The 18,806-nt window shown below is 43.0% G+C and carries 9 protein-coding genes, 2 tRNA genes and 3 rRNA genes; 6 read left to right on the top strand and 8 right to left on the bottom strand.

Annotated features, from left to right (window positions below):
* Positions 1-331: 331 nt before the first annotated feature.
* The 6 genes from ASU1_RS08345 to ASU1_RS08320 all read left to right on the top strand — a co-directional run bounded on the left by ASU1_RS08345 (position 332) and on the right by ASU1_RS08320 (position 6,646).
* A 16S ribosomal RNA gene (locus tag ASU1_RS08345) occupies positions 332-1,871 on the top strand.
* An 83-nt stretch (positions 1,872-1,954) separates the two neighbouring features.
* Positions 1,955-2,031 (top strand) — tRNA-Ile (locus ASU1_RS08340).
* A 51-nt stretch (positions 2,032-2,082) separates the two neighbouring features.
* Positions 2,083-2,158, top strand: a tRNA-Ala gene (locus tag ASU1_RS08335).
* Positions 2,159-2,398: 240 nt separating this feature from the next.
* Positions 2,399-5,298: ribosomal RNA gene (locus tag ASU1_RS08330) — 23S ribosomal RNA — on the top strand.
* A 106-nt stretch (positions 5,299-5,404) separates the two neighbouring features.
* Positions 5,405-5,520: ribosomal RNA gene (gene rrf / locus ASU1_RS08325) — 5S ribosomal RNA — on the top strand.
* The 16S, 23S and 5S rRNA genes sit together here with 2 tRNA genes alongside, the layout of an rRNA operon.
* A gap of 283 nt (positions 5,521-5,803) precedes the next feature.
* Entirely contained in the window at positions 5,804-6,646 is an 843-nt protein-coding gene (locus ASU1_RS08320) for a glycosyltransferase family 8 protein (protein ID WP_039195393.1), read from the top strand.
* 64 nt (positions 6,647-6,710) lie between these two features.
* Here the strand turns inward: ASU1_RS08320 and cysI are convergent, their stop codons facing one another.
* The 8 genes from cysI to ASU1_RS08280 form a co-directional block, all read right to left on the bottom strand.
* Entirely contained in the window at positions 6,711-8,477 is a 1,767-nt protein-coding gene (cysI, locus tag ASU1_RS08315; protein ID WP_014992308.1) for an assimilatory sulfite reductase (NADPH) hemoprotein subunit, read from the bottom strand.
* A gap of 27 nt (positions 8,478-8,504) precedes the next feature.
* Positions 8,505-10,316 carry an assimilatory sulfite reductase (NADPH) flavoprotein subunit gene (locus tag ASU1_RS08310; RefSeq protein WP_014992307.1) on the bottom strand — a complete coding sequence of 604 codons (1,812 nt, stop codon included), beginning with the start codon at positions 10,314-10,316 and terminating at the stop codon, positions 8,505-8,507.
* Between the two features lie 270 nt (positions 10,317-10,586).
* Positions 10,587-10,814 carry a zinc ribbon domain-containing protein gene (locus tag ASU1_RS08305; protein ID WP_014992306.1) on the bottom strand — a complete coding sequence of 76 codons (228 nt, stop codon included), beginning with the start codon at positions 10,812-10,814 and terminating at the stop codon, positions 10,587-10,589.
* A gap of 74 nt (positions 10,815-10,888) precedes the next feature.
* Positions 10,889-12,910, bottom strand: a complete 2,022-nt coding sequence (locus ASU1_RS08300; protein WP_014992305.1) for a M13 family metallopeptidase — start codon at positions 12,908-12,910, stop codon at positions 10,889-10,891.
* A gap of 4 nt (positions 12,911-12,914) precedes the next feature.
* Entirely contained in the window at positions 12,915-14,096 is a 1,182-nt protein-coding gene (locus tag ASU1_RS08295; RefSeq protein ID WP_014992304.1) for a XylR family transcriptional regulator, read from the bottom strand.
* Between the two features lie 155 nt (positions 14,097-14,251).
* Entirely contained in the window at positions 14,252-15,940 is a 1,689-nt protein-coding gene (locus ASU1_RS12070; RefSeq protein WP_014992303.1) for a glycoside hydrolase family 43 protein, read from the bottom strand.
* 25 nt (positions 15,941-15,965) lie between these two features.
* On the bottom strand, positions 15,966-17,417 hold the full coding sequence (locus ASU1_RS08285; RefSeq protein ID WP_014992302.1) for an MFS transporter: 1,452 nt from the start codon (positions 17,415-17,417) through the stop codon (positions 15,966-15,968).
* A 259-nt stretch (positions 17,418-17,676) separates the two neighbouring features.
* Positions 17,677-18,804: a sugar ABC transporter permease gene (locus ASU1_RS08280; protein ID WP_014992301.1), complete on the bottom strand. Its 1,128-nt coding sequence runs from the start codon at positions 18,802-18,804 to the stop codon at positions 17,677-17,679.
* Positions 18,805-18,806: the final 2 nt, after the last annotated feature.

The following is an 18,806-nucleotide window of genomic DNA, read 5'->3' as shown; positions in this document are numbered from 1 at the left end:
TTGTTTTCGATTGCATAAAAGTGGTGAAAAACGCAACATTCGATAAAAAAATATGAAAAAAGTGCTTGCAAGGATTTTAGATTTCTCTATAATGCACCTCACACAACGACGCACTGTTGTGAACGATTTAAAATTGATTGCCAGTGCGTCGTTTCTTTTTGTTCTTTAACAATTTATCAGACAATCTGTGTGGGCACTTGTTGATTGACTTAATTGAAAAAATATTTTTGATTTTGAAGTCTTAATAGGTGCTTAAACTAGAAATTCATTTTTACTTTTGAAGTAATATGTAAACTTTAGCTAAGCAGTTTATTGAGCGATTAAACTTTTTGAATTGAAGAGTTTGATCATGGCTCAGATTGAACGCTGGCGGCAGGCTTAACACATGCAAGTCGAACGGTAGCACGAAGGAGCTTGCTCCTTGGGTGACGAGTGGCGGACGGGTGAGTAATGCTTGGGAATCTGGCTCATGGAGGGGGATAACTACGGGAAACTGTAGCTAATACCGCGTAATATCTTCGGATTAAAGTGTGGGACCGCAAGGCCACATGCCATGAGATGAGCCCAAGTGGGATTAGGTAGTTGGTGGGGTAAAGGCCTACCAAGCCGACGATCTCTAGCTGGTCTGAGAGGATGACCAGCCACACTGGAACTGAGACACGGTCCAGACTCCTACGGGAGGCAGCAGTGGGGAATATTGCACAATGGGGGGAACCCTGATGCAGCCATGCCGCGTGAATGAAGAAGGCCTTCGGGTTGTAAAGTTCTTTCGGTAGCGAGGAAGGTATCAAATTTAATAGATTTGGTAATTGACGTTAACTACAGAAGAAGCACCGGCTAACTCCGTGCCAGCAGCCGCGGTAATACGGAGGGTGCGAGCGTTAATCGGAATAACTGGGCGTAAAGGGCACGCAGGCGGTTGATTAAGTGAGATGTGAAAGCCCCGGGCTTAACCTGGGAATTGCATTTCATACTGGTCAACTAGAGTACTTTAGGGAGGGGTAGAATTCCACGTGTAGCGGTGAAATGCGTAGAGATGTGGAGGAATACCGAAGGCGAAGGCAGCCCCTTGGGAATGTACTGACGCTCATGTGCGAAAGCGTGGGGAGCAAACAGGATTAGATACCCTGGTAGTCCACGCTGTAAACGCTGTCGATTTGGGGATTGGACTTTAAGTCTGGTGCCCGAAGCTAACGTGATAAATCGACCGCCTGGGGAGTACGGCCGCAAGGTTAAAACTCAAATGAATTGACGGGGGCCCGCACAAGCGGTGGAGCATGTGGTTTAATTCGATGCAACGCGAAGAACCTTACCTACTCTTGACATCCATGGAATCTTGTAGAGATACGAGAGTGCCTTCGGGAACCATGAGACAGGTGCTGCATGGCTGTCGTCAGCTCGTGTTGTGAAATGTTGGGTTAAGTCCCGCAACGAGCGCAACCCTTATCCTTTGTTGCCAGCGGTTTGGCCGGGAACTCAAAGGAGACTGCCAGTGATAAACTGGAGGAAGGTGGGGATGACGTCAAGTCATCATGGCCCTTACGAGTAGGGCTACACACGTGCTACAATGGCGTATACAGAGGGAAGCAATATGGCGACATGGAGCAAATCTCACAAAGTACGTCTAAGTCCGGATTGGAGTCTGCAACTCGACTCCATGAAGTCGGAATCGCTAGTAATCGCAAATCAGAATGTTGCGGTGAATACGTTCCCGGGCCTTGTACACACCGCCCGTCACACCATGGGAGTGGGTTGTACCAGAAGTAGATAGCTTAACCTTCGGGGGGGCGTTTACCACGGTATGATTCATGACTGGGGTGAAGTCGTAACAAGGTAACCGTAGGGGAACCTGCGGTTGGATCACCTCCTTACCAAGAATTAAGCGACTGCAAGTGTTCACACAGATTGTTTGATAGAAGAGAAGACGAAAACGGACATAATCCGGCATCCTTTTGGGTCTGTAGCTCAGGTGGTTAGAGCGCACCCCTGATAAGGGTGAGGTCGGTGGTTCAAGTCCACTCAGACCCACCACTCTAAACGAGTGAAAACTGAAAGGTGAGATTATGTTCAGTCATGATGTATGGGGATATAGCTCAGCTGGGAGAGCGCCTGCCTTGCACGCAGGAGGTCAGCGGTTCGATCCCGCTTATCTCCACCAATCATCATGACTAAGTGAATAAGTAAAAGATTTGTTTATTTAGTCATGATGATAAGTCAAATTATTGTCTTAAATTGTTCTTTAAAAAATTGGAAACAAGCTGAAAAACTGAGAGATTTTCGAAAGAAAGTCTGAGTAGTTAAAAAAATCTTGACTGAACAAAAGCAGTCAAGTGTTTAGTTGAATAAAATACAGCATTGAATGGATTTGAATAAGATTTGAAAACATTTGAGGTTGTATAGTTAAGTGACTAAGCGTACACGGTGGATGCCTTGGCAATCAGAGGCGAAGAAGGACGTGCTAATCTGCGATAAGCTTGGATGAGTTGATAAGAAGCGTTTAATCCAAGATTTCCGAATGGGGAAACCCACTAGATGAAGAATCTAGTATTTACTACTGAATACATAGGTAGTAAAGGCAAACCGGGAGAACTGAAACATCTAAGTACCCCGAGGAAAAGAAATCAACCGAGATTCTGTAAGTAGCGGCGAGCGAAAGCGGAAGAGCCTGTTAGTGATAGCAGTAGACACAGAAGAACGAGCTGGGAAGCTCGACTATAAAGGGTGATAGTCCCGTATTCGAAGTGTCTATTGTGGTACTAAGCTAACGACAAGTAGGGCGGGACACGAGAAATCCTGTTTGAAGATGGGGGGACCATCCTCCAAGGCTAAATACTCCTGATTGACCGATAGTGAACCAGTACTGTGAAGGAAAGGCGAAAAGAACCCCAGTGAGGGGAGTGAAATAGAACCTGAAACCGTGTACGTACAAGCAGTGGGAGCCTCTTTGTGGGGTGACTGCGTACCTTTTGTATAATGGGTCAGCGACTTATATTTTGTAGCGAGGTTAACTGAATAAGGGAGCCGAAGGGAAACCGAGTCTTAACTGGGCGTTTTAGTTGCAAGGTATAGACCCGAAACCCGGTGATCTAGCCATGGGCAGGTTGAAGATTGGGTAACACTAATTGGAGGACCGAACCGACTAATGTTGAAAAATTAGCGGATGACTTGTGGCTGGGGGTGAAAGGCCAATCAAACCGGGAGATAGCTGGTTCTCCCCGAAATCTATTTAGGTAGAGCCTTGAGCGGACACCTTCGGGGGTAGAGCACTGTTTCGGCTAGGGGTCCATCCCGGATTACCAACCCGATGCAAACTGCGAATACCGAAGAGTGATACTCAGGAGACACACGGTGGGTGCTAACGTCCATCGTGGAGAGGGAAACAACCCAGACCGCCAGCTAAGGTCCCAAAGTACTAGTTAAGTGGGAAACGAAGTGGGAAGGCTTAGACAGCTAGGATGTTGGCTTAGAAGCAGCCACCATTTAAAGAAAGCGTAATAGCTCACTAGTCGAGTCGGCCTGCGCGGAAGATGTAACGGGGCTAAAACTAGTCACCGAAGCTGCGGCATCAGTCGAAAGACTGTTGGGTAGGGGAGCGTTCTGTAAGCGGATGAAGCTGAATTGAGAAGTTTGGTGGACGTATCAGAAGTGCGAATGCTGACATAAGTAACGACAAAACGAGTGAAAAACTCGTTCGCCGGAAGACCAAGGGTTCCTGTCCAACGTTAATCGGGGCAGGGTGAGTCGGCCCCTAAGGCGAGGCTGAAAAGCGTAGTCGATGGGAAACGGGTTAATATTCCCGTACTTGGTATAACTGCGATGTGGGGACGGAGAAGGTTAGGTTATCAGACTGTTGGATGTCTGTTTAAGCCGGTAGGTGGGAATTTTAGGCAAATCCGGAATTCCGTTAACACCGAGAAGTGATGACGAGTCTCTACGGAGATGAAGTAACCGATACCACGCTTCCAGGAAAAGCCACTAAGCTTCAGGTTATACTAAACCGTACTATAAACCGACACAGGTGGTCAGGTAGAGAATACTCAGGCGCTTGAGAGAACTCGGGTGAAGGAACTAGGCAAAATAGCACCGTAACTTCGGGAGAAGGTGCGCCGGCGTAGATTGTAGAGATTTACTCTCGAAGGTTGAACCGGTCGAAGATACCAGCTGGCTGCAACTGTTTATTAAAAACACAGCACTCTGCAAACACGAAAGTGGACGTATAGGGTGTGATGCCTGCCCGGTGCTGGAAGGTTAATTGATGGTGTTATCGAAAGAGAAGCTCCTGATCGAAGCCCCAGTAAACGGCGGCCGTAACTATAACGGTCCTAAGGTAGCGAAATTCCTTGTCGGGTAAGTTCCGACCTGCACGAATGGCATAATGATGGCCAGGCTGTCTCCACCCGAGACTCAGTGAAATTGAAATCGCCGTGAAGATGCGGTGTACCCGCGGCTAGACGGAAAGACCCCGTGAACCTTTACTATAGCTTGACACTGAACATTGAATTTTGATGTGTAGGATAGGTGGGAGCCTTTGAAGATGACACGCCAGTGTTGTTGGAGGCGTCCTTGAAATACCACCCTTTAACGTTTGATGTTCTAACGAAGATTGCGGAACGCGGTCTCGGACAGTGTCTGGTGGGTAGTTTGACTGGGGCGGTCTCCTCCCAAAGAGTAACGGAGGAGCACGAAGGTTTGCTAATCACGGTCGGACATCGTGAGGTTAGTGTAATGGTATAAGCAAGCTTAACTGCGAGACAGACAAGTCGAGCAGGTGCGAAAGCAGGTCATAGTGATCCGGTGGTTCTGAATGGAAGGGCCATCGCTCAACGGATAAAAGGTACTCCGGGGATAACAGGCTGATACCGCCCAAGAGTTCATATCGACGGCGGTGTTTGGCACCTCGATGTCGGCTCATCACATCCTGGGGCTGAAGTAGGTCCCAAGGGTATGGCTGTTCGCCATTTAAAGTGGTACGCGAGCTGGGTTTAGAACGTCGTGAGACAGTTCGGTCCCTATCTGCCGTGGGCGTTGGAGAATTGAGAGGGGCTGCTCCTAGTACGAGAGGACCGGAGTGGACGCATCACTGGTGTTCCAGTTGTCTCGCCAGAGGCATTGCTGGGTAGCTACATGCGGAAGAGATAAGTGCTGAAAGCATCTAAGCACGAAACTTGCCTCAAGATGAGTTCTCCCCGACTATAAGTCGGTAAGGGTTGTTGGAGACTACGACGTAGATAGGTCTGGTGTGTAAGTGGTGTGAGCCATTGAGCTAACAGATACTAATTGCCCGAGAGGCTTAACTATACAACGCTCAAGTGTTTTTGAGCACTACACTCAGTAGCAGCTTGTTTCGAATTTAAGAAGAAAGAACAAAGACAAAGAAAGAAGACAAAAGACATCAACAGAATATTCTGGCGACCAGAGTGCTGTGGCTCTACCTGACTCCATTCCGAACTCAGAAGTAAAACGCAGTAACGCCGATGGTAGTGTGGGGCTTCCCCATGTGAGAGTAGGGCATCGCCAGATTGAATTTAGGGACCCTGTGGTTAGCGATAACCACGGGGTTTTTGCTTTTTTACAACGGACAACGGTGTTGTTTTATCTTCAGCCTCATCCTCAATCTCAGTCTCAACCTCATTTTTATCTTTATTCATCTTCTCCTTTCTCTTTTCTCTTTTCCCTTTTCCCTTCTTCAAATAGCCTCCACCGCTGCAATTTGCAGAAAATAAGGGAAATTTGACCGCTTGTTCGGGACATGTGATTTCATGCTATCATATTATTTAGTCTTTATTTTATTAACGGGAATCCTATGTCTTACGAGCCGATGCATATTGTTCTATCAGCTGATCGCAAATATGCAGAACAAGTGATCACATTAATTAAGTCGATTTGTTTTTATGATACAAATGTCCATTTCTATTTAATTAATAAAGATTATTCTAATGAATGGTTTAAATCTTTAAACCAATATTTAGCTTATTTTCAAAGTGACATTACTAATGTATCGGTTCAGGCTGATGTTTTTCAACAGTTGAAAACTATTGCGCATGTTAGTGAGATTAGCTTCTACCGTTGCTTAATTCCACAAGTTATTCATGCGGATAAGGCGCTGTATTTAGATAGTGATATTATTGTAAACGGTTCCTTAAGAGAGCTGTATGATCACGATATTAGCGATTACATGCTGGGTGCTGTTGAAGATTATATTCTGAGCAGCCGTTATTTTAAGCATTCGATATTGGACTGCTATCCTTACTTTAATTCGGGAGTGTTATTAGTTAATAATAAAAGATGGCGAGAAATTCCTGATTTACAGCAGAAGTTGATGGAAACCATTGAACAATATAATCGTCAAGGTGGTGATTTAGGCGATCAAGATATTTTAAATATGCTATTTATGCATACTTGGTTACCTTTACATCGGAAATATAATTATCAATTTGGTAATTACTATTACTTACAGCAATTAAATCATTTTGAACTGTATCCTGACATTATGGATATTGGTGAGCAGCAACCGTTAGTTATTCACTATAATTGTGCTTATAAACCGTGGGTTGCCGGTTGTGAAAATCAATTAGATATAGAACAACGCTATTGGTTTTTCCATCGTTTAGAGTGGGCCGAACTAATTCAATATCGTACGGCATAAAAAAAGCGGTCAATCTGCCCTACTTTACAGATTAACCGCAAGGTGGTGTGTTATACCACGAGGTTTAGATTATAGTTGTTGGAATAATTTTCGTTGCATCCCAGAAATCAATATGAGCATTGACAACCGGGGCAATGATATTAGAGCGAATCACAAAATCGCCGAAAGCTTCGTTGGTTTGACGTTCCGTTGCCCAGCGTGCAACTAATTGGTCAATTTCATTGACGATTTCCGGTAAGGTAATATTTTCCTTATATAAGCGAGGAATACGTAAACCGGCACGATCGCCGCCGATATGTAGGTTATAACGTCCAATTGCTTTACCGACTAAACCGATTTCTGCCAGCATTGCTCGCCCGCAGCCATTTGGGCAACCTGTAATACGAGTAATAATGCTTTCATCGGCAATATGGTGTTTACTTAGCACTTTATCGAGTTCGCTAATAAAGTCCGGTAATACCCGTTCTGCTTCCGCCATTGCCAATGGGCAAGTCGGCAAGGATACGCAAGACATCGCATTTTCACGCAATTTCGAAATTTCTTGAATTAATCCATATTGGCGAGCAATCGCCTCAATTTGTGCTTTATCTTGTTCCGCTACATTCGCCACAATCAGATTTTGATTAGCTGTGATACGAAAATCACCTTTATGTACTTTAGCGAGTTCTAGCACGCCTGTCATTAAAGGTTTTTCAGGTTTATCGGTAATACGACCACTTTCAATGAATAAGGTTAAGTGCCAGTTATTATCGATACCTTTAACCCAGCCGATACGATCGCCTCGTTCAGTGAATTCATACGGACGTGTCGGTTCGAATTTAATGTTCATACAACGTTCTACTTCCGCTCTAAAGCCGTCAAGCGTCATATTTTGTACGGTATAACGTACACGAGCATTTTTACGGTCGGAACGGTTACCGAAATCACGTTGAGTTTTGACTACGCCTTCGGCTGCAGCAAGTGTGTGTTCCAACGGTACAAAGCCGAGTGAATAAGCCACATTCGGGTAAGTTTTGGTGTTACCATGTTCGAAGGATAATCCACCGCCAACTAATACGTTAAAGCCGCATAATTGCCCGTTATCATCTTGAATCGCAATAAAGTTCAAATCGTTGGCATACACATCCACATCGTTAAGTGGTGGAATAGCAACAGCGGTTTTAAATTTACGAGGAAGATAAGTTTTACCAAGAATCGGTTCATCTTCAATTTTAAGTAAATCGTCCGAGCTTTCGACTTTTTTACCATCGACCCAAACATCTAAATAGCCACGAGAACGAGGCAAGAGATGTTCCGAAATCTTTTTCGCGAACTCATAAGCTTGTTGGTGTAATTCGCTTTCAATCGGGTTTGAAGTACAAAGTACGTTACGATTCATATCGGCAGCGGTCGCAATTGAATCCAAACCGATACTATGTAACAAACGGTGCATCGGTTGTAATTTGCCTTTTGGTACGCCGTGATATTGGAATGTTTGGCGATTGGTCAAGCGAATGGATTGGTAACGGGTGTGTTCGCGAGCGAATTTATCAATCTCAATCCATTGATAAGGTTTGATAATACCGCCGGGTAAACGGCAGCGAAGTAACATAAATTTTAACGGCTCAAGTTTTTCTTCTAAACGCTCGGCACGAATATCACGGTCATCTTGCTCATACATCCCGTGAAAGCGAATCAGTTGGAAATTATCGCCTTTAAAACCGCCGGTTAAGCCGTCTTTTAAATCATCTAAAATCGTGCCACGTAAGAAATTACTGTCAGTTTTTAAACGCTCATTGTCAGATAACGGTTTTTCTTGCCATTCTAAGCCTTTGGTTTTTTTATCACTCATTTTCTCACTCCTAAATTCCACTGATTTTTAATAAACATCACGTTGATAACGTTTTTCTTCACGTAAGTGATCTAAATATTCTTCCGCTTCATCCGCATTTAGATTGCCTTGCTGTGCAATCACATCTAATAAGGCTTGATTAACGTCTTTCGCCATACGGCTAGCATCGCCGCACACATAGAGATAAGCACCTTGTTGTAGCCATTGCCATAATGTCTCGGCTTCTTCACGGATTTTGTCTTGTACATAAATTTTTTGCTCTTGATCTCGTGACCATGCAAAGCTGTATTTATGTAGGAAGCCGTCTTTAGCAAATTGTTGCCATTCGGTTTGATATAGGAAATCGGAGGCGAAATGTTGATTACCAAAAATCAGCCAGTTTTTGCCTTCTGCTTCATCAGCAGCACGTTGTTGTACAAAGGATCTGAATGGCGCAATGCCGGTACCGGAACCAATCATAATGATCGGTTTAGAGGAATCTTGCGGCAATTTGAAGTTGTCATTGTGTTCAATAAAGATCCGTACTTGCCCGTCTTCTTCAACACGATCAGCAAGATAACTGGAAGCACCGCCGGCACGTGCTTTGCCGTTATAGTCGTAACGGACAACGCCAACACTGAGATGTACTTCTTCACCGACTTCCGACTGTGCGGAGGCAATCGAATATAAACGAGGGGTTAGTGGGCGCAGTAAGGCAAGCAACTGATCTGCCGATAGAGTTGTCGGATAGCTATTGATAACATCAACAAGCGGTGTATTTTGCACAAAATTTTGCAATTGCTCGTTGTCCGTTACAATCGCATTGAGTTCTGTATGATTAGCGAGCGCTGCATAATTCTTGACGAAAGCCGCTGTGTTTTGCGTAAGCTCAAATTGTGTTTGTAAAGCGGTGGCTAGTGGCAGTGTTTTATCTTGCAGAGTCACTTGTTCTTCTGCGGATAAACTGAGAGCAGTTAGGATTTCATTGACTAACGTTGGGTCATTTTCAAAGTAAACACCCAAAACATCGCCGGATTGGTAGCACAAATCGGATCCGCTTAAATCAAATTCTAAATGACGTACATCTTTTTCCGCATCTTTTGCTGTGATACGTTGGTTGGTGATAAGCGTTGCCGGAAATGGATTCGCTTTATTGTATTTTGATTGACTAGTTGCAGCGGGAGTTTGGGAAGAATTTGGCGCTAAATTAACCGCAGCACTTTCGTTATTTTTGGCTTTAATGATCTCGACAATCTCATTGATCCATTGACCGGCGGTTGCTTGGAAGTCTAAATCTGCATCGACACGTTCGAATAAACGCGTTGCACCTAAATCATAAAAACGCTGATCAAAATCTTTACCAGCTTGGCAGAAGTTCGGATAAGAAGAATCGCCTAAACCTAATACGGCAAATTGCAAGCGGTCTAATTTCGGTGCTTTTTTACCATTGAGTAACTTTAACAGCACTACGCCTTCTTCCGGTGCTTCGCCTTCGCCCTGCGTTGAGGTAACTAATAAGACGATCTGCTCATCGGCAATATTTTTTGCCTTATAATCTTTTAATGAAGTGCGAGTCACATTTATCCCTTCAGCGGTTAAGCGTTCGGCGAGTTTATCGGCAACGGATTTCGCATTACCGGTTTGTGAAGCGGAAAGTACCGTCACTTTAAGCGGTTCTACCGGCACCAAAGCGGTCAAATTTGACGGATTTTTTGCAAAATTCTCACCAATACTATTTGTGCCTTGCGCCTTCGCCCAAGCGTATCCAGATAGCCATGCCAGTTGTAAGTGATCTAAATTTGCCAAAACTTGTATGGTTTCAGCGGATAAAGGTAATTCGCCTTTATTCTCAACGCTCATATAAAATCCCCACGTTTAAAAAATACTTCAATGGCGTATTTATAGAGCGATTTTATTATTCTTAAAAATACTAACAGGGCATAGTTTAGAGCAGAATGGAATATCAAATTTAAAATATGGGATTAGATCAAAGTTTATAAATGAATTACAGGTGAGTATGGAAAAAATTTGGTGTTTTTATGCGTTTTCGGAATATGAGCAAAGATTTTGCTATGTATCAGTGTGAATAAATCGTAAGTAGAAAAACAGGGCATAAGTTATGCCCTGCACTTAATTGATCAACCAAGCGATCGTAATAACAACCGCAAAGACGCATAGCCAAAACAGCTGTACTTTCGCATTTTGGCGGTTGAGCGCTTGATTATGTAAGCGGCGTTGTTCCAATTTTTCACGATAAACGGCTAAGTCCGCTTCTTTAAATGAAAAGCCGCAATGCGGGCAGGTGATAACACTCTCGCTAATTTTGTGTCGACACTCTGGGCAACGTTGTAATGCCATAACAGTTCCTTAAAACAAGCGGTCGGATTTGGCTGCTTTTTTGCAAAATTTTATCAAAATTCGACCGCTTGCGATTACCAGATACGAATACGCTCCGCCTCATTGCGATACATTTTATCGCCGGCTTTAGTACCGAATGCACGGTGGAAGCCGCTGATATTCAGTACCGGCGCATAAGCGCGGAATTGCCCCGGTGCGTGCGGATCACTTTTCACTTGGTGAGTAAGCGCTTGCACGGTCGCTTTATGACGCCACGAACGTGTCCAGCTCATAAAGAAACGTTGATCGCTGGTAAAGTTTTCAATCGTCGGGCTGCTGCCGTGATCTTGTTCGTATAGTTTCAGTGCATCGTAAGCGATACTCAAGCCGCCTAAATCGGCAATATTTTCACCCAAGGTGAAACGCCCGTTGACAAATACTTTCGGTGCGACTTCAAACTGATCGAATTGTGCGACCAATTTATCCGCTAAGGCTTCGAATTTTTTGCGATCGTCCGCTGTCCACCAATCTTTTAGATTGCCTTCGCCGTCAAACTTTGAACCGCTATCGTCAAAACCGTGGGTGATTTCATGACCGATAATCGCCCCGATTGCGCCGAAATTAACCGCCGGATCCGCTTGTTGGCTATAAAGCGGCGCTTGTAAAATACCAGCCGGAAACACAATACGGTTCATTAACGGGCTATAGGAAGCGTTGACCACTTGCGGTAACATTCCCCATTCATTTAAATCAACCGGTTTGCCGACTTTGGCAAGATTATAGTCGTAACTCCATTTGGCAATTTGTTGCATATTGGCGTAGAGCGTACCACCTTGCGCCACGGTTTTAAGGGTTAAGTTACTGTAGTCGCGCCATTTGTTCGGATAACCGACTTCGACAATAAACTTATCTAATTTAGCTTTCGCTTTTTGTTTGGTTTCCGCCGACATCCAAGCTAAGTTATCAATACGATGATGATAGGCTTTAACTAAATATTGCGCCATTTCCAGTACATCGTTTTTTGCCGCTTGCGGGAAGAATTCCGCCACATAAAACTGTGCAAATTCTTGTCCGAGCCAGCTATTTATCGTGGCTAAAGCACGTTTTTCTAACGGGCGTTGCTGTTTCTGACCTACTAATTTTTTGCCGTAGAACTCAAAACGAACATCATCCATTTCTTTGTTTAAGTAAGGGGCGTTATCCGATAAGGTACGGAATAATAAGTAGTCTTTAATTACCGCTAAGTTTTGCGGATTGATAAGCTGATCCAACGCTTGGAAATAACGAGGCTCATATAAAATTACCTCATTGGTTTCCACGCCAACCGCTTTCAAATACTGAGCTAAATCAATGTTTTTACTCAGTTTTTTCAGCTGTGCCATATTGGTTGGGTTGTAGCGTTTTTGGACGTCACGATCTTCTTCATTGGTAAATAATGTTTTCGCAATCGCTTTTTCGTAAGCAACAATCGCTTTAGCCTTCGCCGCTGGGTTTGTTACGTTCGCATAACCTAAAACCTGTTCGATATAATCTTGATAAAGTTTTAAGGTGGCGCGGTTTTCCGGCGTATCTTTTTGGAAATAATCGTTACTTAAACCTAAATCCACATTGCTTAAATAGACACCGTTTTGGCGGGAATTTTTTAAGTGAGCGAACACCGACCAACCGAATAAGACTTCGTTACCGGCTTTGGTTTCTTCAATCAAATAGCGTTTTAAATCGGCAAAAGTGTTGATCTGTTTGATTTTCTCAATATCTTTTGCAATCGGAGTAAGTCCCGCTTGTTCACGCGCATTTAAATCCGTATAGGTTTCATATACTGCTTTTAAACGTTGGGCTTTCTCATCATTTGCAAATTTTGGCTCGGAAATGACCGCTTGTAAGAATTTAATCGAACGTTGTTCATTCAATTCATTTAATTCCGCTAACGTTCCCCATGAGGTTCTGTCTGCCGGAATTTGCGCTTTTGCAAGCCATTTACCATTTACAAAACGATAAAAGTCTTGTTGCGGTGCAACGGTGTTGTCGACACCTTCCGTTAAGGTAGATTGATATGTTGTACAACCGGCTAGCCCAAGTGAAAGGGTTGCCAGACTTAATAAAAATTTTTTTGCCATAACCTTACTCAACTAAAATTTTGTGATGGGATTGTCTAAATGCTTTCGGGGTATCTAAATATTCCTTTTTAAATACCGAATAGAAATAGGGTAAAGAAGGATAACCGCAAATTTCTGAAATTTCTTGGATCGAAATATCAGTAAATTGTAGCATGTATTTTGCACGATTCAGTTTTTCTTCATGAATCACTTGATGGATAGTCTTATTTAATTCGTTTTTAAAACGTTGTTCCAAATTGGAACGTGAAATTCTTAAATGATCGAGAACTTGTTCGGTTTTGATCCCTTTGCAGGCGTTATGATGAATATAGTGCATTGCTTGAATGACAAACGGATCTTGGAATGCGTGGAAATCGGTGGAACGGCGTTGTTCTACGCGTAGCGGCGGAATTAATACGGGAGAGAGGCCTAATTTTTTACCTTCAAGTAAATGATGTAGCATTTTTGCCGCTTGGTAACCGATTTGCTTTGTACCTTGTACCACAGACGAAAGTGAGACGCGAGATAGATGCTGAATTAGCTCTTCATTGTCAATACCAATGACCGAAACTTGTTCCGGTACTGCAATATTTAAATATTCACAGGCTTGCAATAAATGTCTGGCTCTGGCATCGGTTACCGCAATAATGCCGGTTTGAGCCGGTAAAGAGACTAACCATTCGCTTAAAGCGGATTGTGCTTCTAGCCAGTTTTTCGAATTGACTTGGTGACCTAAATAAATATTGGCTTGATGTTCGTATTTTTCCATTAAATCTAAGAAGGCATTTTTACGTTCTACCGACCAATGTTTTTGTTCATCACTTGGAATGCCATAAAACGCAAATTGATTAATGCCTTTTTGTTTTAAATGTAAAAACGCCATTTCGACCAAAGCATAATTATCGGTTGCAACATAAGGTACTTTCGGATAAAAAGCGCTATTTTGATATGAGCCGCCAACTGCAATGACCGGGATATTTAATTCGCCTAATAATGCGGCGGTTTCCGGGTCATCAAAATCGGCAATAATCCCGTCGATTAATAAGCCTTCAATATCTTTTTTATGATAGGTGAAGTCATCTTGCATAAAGATATTCCAAGTACATTGCGATGCTTGGATATACTGCCCGATCCCTTCAATCACTCGGCGATCATAAATTTTGTTTGCATTAAAAAGCAGTGCAATTTTGAAGTTTTGATCTGACATTCGTCCCTCCTTTGAAGTGTTACTATAAGATAAATTATTTTTATACGCAAAAGAGGAATGACAAGCGGTCAAATTTCAGTGAAATTTTGCAAACCTCGCATATCTTACAATGCGAGGTTTGAGAAGATGAGCCACCGTTTGGGCGGCATAAAAGACTAGCCGAAACGGCTTTCGGATTTTTGCCAAGAGAACGAGCCGTCAGCAAGTTGTTTGTCGCCCAGTTCTTTATAGTCAAAGTAACTAAATTCAGCGGTGGATTCATAACCTGAATAATCAACCGCAGCTAAGCCGACAAAAGCCCCGGTGAAAAAGCCGCCGTAGCTACGCAACACGTAATCATCCGATAATACGGCAGCGTCTAACACTACTGGAATGCTATGCCATTGTTTGCCATCAAATGAATATTCGTAGGTATAGGATTCTTTACGTACTTTGGTTTTAAACCAGACGTATTCCGTACCGTCCGGAATCACAATCGCATTATCTTTCAGATACGAAGTATATTGTCCATTACGTGCGCCGCCTTTGTTTTCCGCCACTTCAATCACTTGCTGACCTTGGTCGTTTTTGGTGATGAAAATCCAAGACCAATGTGAATGGTTGTAATAGTTGGTTAAACCAGCCATAGATTGATAAGAAAACGGCGTAAATTTCACTTTCGTTTCCGCATCAAAATAGAAGGCCTGCCAACGGCGAGCGATTAGCGATAAATCGTGTGTATTGGCAAGCGAACCACGTCCAATTAATTTCAATACGCCATTACCGGTTTCTCCCATTTGAGGGCTAAACGGAACACGTAAGGTATTCCAATTCATATCCAGTGTAGGGCTGTCAAATTCATCGTGTTGTGAGTGATCTGCCGGTGCTTCGGTAAAAATCGCATCTTTCGGTGCTTCGACAAAGGTACGCCCGCCGTGCCCACCAACAATATAAGGCCAGCCGTCTTGATCAAATTCAACTTTTTGAATCGAGGTTTCACGTCCTAATGTGGACCAGCCTCGCGGATCAGTTGCTGATTCAGTCGCATGATTCCACGGACGTGCAGTTAATGAGGAGTAATACCATTCGCCGCTTGGTGTTTGTACCAACGATCCATGCCCTTGTTTTTGTAGATAAGAATTCGGCGTATCAAAGTTGGTAATAAACGGCGTATTTGGCGCAAGTTGGAACGAATGCGCATCAAGCGTTTTCGAGCGAGCGACGACTTCTTGGTGAGTAAAGACCGTACCGCCTTCTGCGGCAAACAGATAATATTCGCCATTGATTTTATAAATATGCGGACCTTCAACCAATTTCACTTCCGTACCTTCAAAAATAGTACGTTGGGTTTCCGGTTTCAGCTTCATCGTTGAAACATCGAATTCAGTCAGGGTAATACCATCAAACGGATGATGATATTCACGATGATCCCAAGTTTGTTGCACAAGGTATTTTTTGCCATCATCATCGTGGAACAGTGAGGCATCAAAACCAACACCATTGAGTTTAATCGGTGCAGACCACGGGCCTTGAATATCTTTCGCCGTCGTTAAGTAATTGGTCATGTCTTTGAAAGCACCGTCCACCACTTTCACATCGGTATAAACTAACCAGAATTGCCCATCAGCGTAGGAAAGATCAGGTGCCCAAATCCCCCCCGAAGATGGATTACCTTTCATATCTAATAAGGTTGTCGTATCCAACACATTTTTGATTAAGTTCCAGTGCACAAGATCTTTAGAAGCGTGAATTCGTACACCGGGGAACCATTCAAAAGTTGAAGAGGCAATATAATAAGTATCTTCTACTCGCACAATTGACGGGTCTGGGTTAAAGCCCGGTAGAATTGGATTTTGAATTTGCATAATAGACTCCTATTATTAAATCGGATTATTTTTTAGAATAAGAGGTAATTTTTTCATTGATGTGATCAATATCGGTATCACTGAGCGGGTAACGACTCATCACGATACTCGCGACAATCGCTAATACAATCGGTGCCCAAATCATCGAAATATTAATACCGGATAACGCATCGCCGGTTTGTACGGCTAATGAACCGTCAAAACCATAAACAGCATTAATGTAGCCGGGGATAATACCGCCTAACGCCAAGCCGATTTTGAAGAACAAGCCCATTAACGCATTGATAATACCGGCAACACGTTTTTTCGATTTGAATTCACCGAAGGTAATCACTTCTGGCACTAACGCCCACATAAAACCGGTCGCAGAAGTTAAGCCCCATTGTTGTAAGAAACGGCCGATATAACCAAGGGTTGGAGAATCTTTGAAAGCGTCAAATTGCCATACCCATAAGCAAAGTTGTCCTAATACGAAAATACCAAGGAATAAGTGGAAGAAATTCTTTTTACCGATGCTACGGCGTAATTTAGGCCATAGGAACACAAGGAAAATACCCGGAATTGAACCTAATAAACCGATAGAAGCAATCCATTCGGAATGACCAATGTTATATTTTAAGTAGAACGGCCATACGGTATTTCCGAAAAACATAAAGGTAAAACCGATTAAAAAGAACAGACCAAGAATTTGTAGTGGGCGGTTACGTTTTAATTCGATGATAAGGTCGGAATATTTTACTTTTTGAGTTTCTTCTTCAGTTGGAATAATGCGTTCTTTGATTCCTGCATAAGAAAACATTAATGCTGCAAAGCCAACCACCATATAAACCGCATAGACTTTAAACCACGCTGGGCCTGCCGCTGCAGACATATAATCGCCTAATTGCAACTCGATACCGAAAAAGCCGGTATTTTTAAGTTCCGCATGAGGGGCGAGTAATTGGACAAAAAGAGGGAATAAGGTATAAACCAATAAATTGGCAATATTTGCCATGGTCATACGGGTTGTGGTGAGTTTAGCGATTTCTTCCGTATCACGGGTTAAAGAAGCGGAAAGCGAACCATAAGGAATATTCACAAAAGAATAAATCATTGCGGTAGCAAAGTAAGAAAGGAAAGCGTAAATCACAGAACCACGAACGGATTCAAGCGGTAAGAAAAGTAAGGAGGCCAAAATAACAAGCGGGATGCCGAATTTCAGTAAATAAGGACGATATTTACCCTGTTTGGTCGGTTTGCTTTTATCAATAAACGCCCCAACCCAAGGATCCCAAAACACATTACTCCATTTCACAATTAAGAAGATTGTTGCACCTGCTGCGGCAGAAATACCGTTTACCGTAGTAAGGTAAGTCAGTAAGAAACCGCCAACCGTACCAAATACCAAATTTTGCGCTAAATCACCGCTACCATACGCAATACGCTCAAAGGTGCTGAGTTTAGCAAACTCGTTACTTTTATCAGTTGCCATGTTCATAATGAACTCCTTTTGGTTAAATTGACAAGCTTATTTTCAAGTAAAAAAATTTGTACTTCAATTATCATTCTTTTTTATGCCATTACGTTTTTTCGCTTTTGTGATCTCTGCCACAAAACAATAAAAAAATAAGTAAATCAATAGGATATAAAAAAAGCATATCTCTTTAAAAAGATATGCTTTTTGAAAACTGTTTATGATAAGCGGTCATATTTCTGCAAAATTTTGCAAGAATTTGACCGCTTGTTGTGTAACCAAATTAGGCTTTTTTCTTACTCATACTATCTGCCCAGACTGCAAGCAATAAGATGGCGCCTTTTACAATGTATTGCCAGAAAGTTGGAACGTCTAACATACTCATACCGTTGTCGAGTAAGGCGATAATGAAAGCACCGATCACTACACCATAGATAGAGCCGATACCACCGGCTAAACTTGCACCGCCGATGACACAAGCTGCAATTGCATCAAGTTCGGCATTTTGTCCGGCTGACGGCGCACCTGCACCTAAACGAGAACTTAAAATCAAACCGGCGATACCGACTAATAACCCGTTGATTGCAAAAATCATTAATTTCACTTTCTCAACCGCAATCCCGGATAAACGGGCAGCATCAATATTCCCGCCAATCGCATAGATATGGCGACCGAATGCGGTTTTGCGTGCGATAAATGTACCGGCAATTGTGAGTAAAGCGAGTAATAATACTGGGAATGGTACGCCACGGTAGTCGTTAAGTAGATAAATTGCGCCAAGTACTACAATTGCTACCAAGCCGTATTTCATCGTTTCTTTGCCCATAGTTGGCACATTTAAATTAAGATTTTGACGTGCTTTACGTTGGTAACTGCCCCAAGCGATGAATAGGAACATACCGATTGTGCCTAAAATCATCCCCACCGTATCAGGAAGATAACCTTGACCAATTACAGTCATATCTTGGCTGATTGGGGAAACGGTTGTACCGTTGGTTAAGCCGATAAGTACGCCACGGAAAGCAAGCATACCGGCGAGCGTGACAATGAAAGATGGTACTTTTTGGTAAGCAACCCACCAACCGTTCCAAGCACCTAATAATAAACCGAGTGCAAGGGTAACAATGATTGTGACGGAAAGCGGCCAGCCCCACCAAACATTAGTAATTGCGGCAAAGCCGCCGAGTAAGCCCATCATCGAACCGACTGATAAATCAATTTCTGCCGAGATAATCACAAACACCATACCGATAGCGAGAATCCCCGTGATAGAAGTCTGGCGGAGTAAATTAGAGATATTTCTCGCACTTACATAAGCCCCGTCAGTGGCAACAGAGAAGAATGCCATAATCACGACAATGGCAATCAACATAATATAAACTTGTAAATTAATTGATTTTAACTTGTTCATAG

The sequence above is a fragment of the Actinobacillus suis ATCC 33415 genome (genome assembly GCF_000739435.1).
Lineage (GTDB): Bacteria > Pseudomonadota > Gammaproteobacteria > Enterobacterales > Pasteurellaceae > Actinobacillus > Actinobacillus suis.
The sequence above is the reverse complement of the archived record's forward strand: the minus strand, read 5'-3'. Positions and strand labels throughout refer to the sequence as shown.

Coding starts and splice junctions, on each gene's coding strand:
- ASU1_RS08320 (WP_039195393.1), top strand. CDS start 5,804: ATGTCTTACGAGCCGATGCATATTGTTCTATCAGCTGATCGCAAATAT.
- cysI (WP_014992308.1), bottom strand. CDS start 8,477: ATGAGTGATAAAAAAACCAAAGGCTTAGAATGGCAAGAAAAACCGTTA.
- ASU1_RS08310 (WP_014992307.1), bottom strand. CDS start 10,316: ATGAGCGTTGAGAATAAAGGCGAATTACCTTTATCCGCTGAAACCATA.
- ASU1_RS08305 (WP_014992306.1), bottom strand. CDS start 10,814: ATGGCATTACAACGTTGCCCAGAGTGTCGACACAAAATTAGCGAGAGT.
- ASU1_RS08300 (WP_014992305.1), bottom strand. CDS start 12,910: ATGGCAAAAAAATTTTTATTAAGTCTGGCAACCCTTTCACTTGGGCTA.
- ASU1_RS08295 (WP_014992304.1), bottom strand. CDS start 14,096: ATGTCAGATCAAAACTTCAAAATTGCACTGCTTTTTAATGCAAACAAA.
- ASU1_RS12070 (WP_014992303.1), bottom strand. CDS start 15,940: ATGCAAATTCAAAATCCAATTCTACCGGGCTTTAACCCAGACCCGTCA.
- ASU1_RS08285 (WP_014992302.1), bottom strand. CDS start 17,417: ATGAACATGGCAACTGATAAAAGTAACGAGTTTGCTAAACTCAGCACC.
- ASU1_RS08280 (WP_014992301.1), bottom strand. CDS start 18,804: ATGAACAAGTTAAAATCAATTAATTTACAAGTTTATATTATGTTGATT.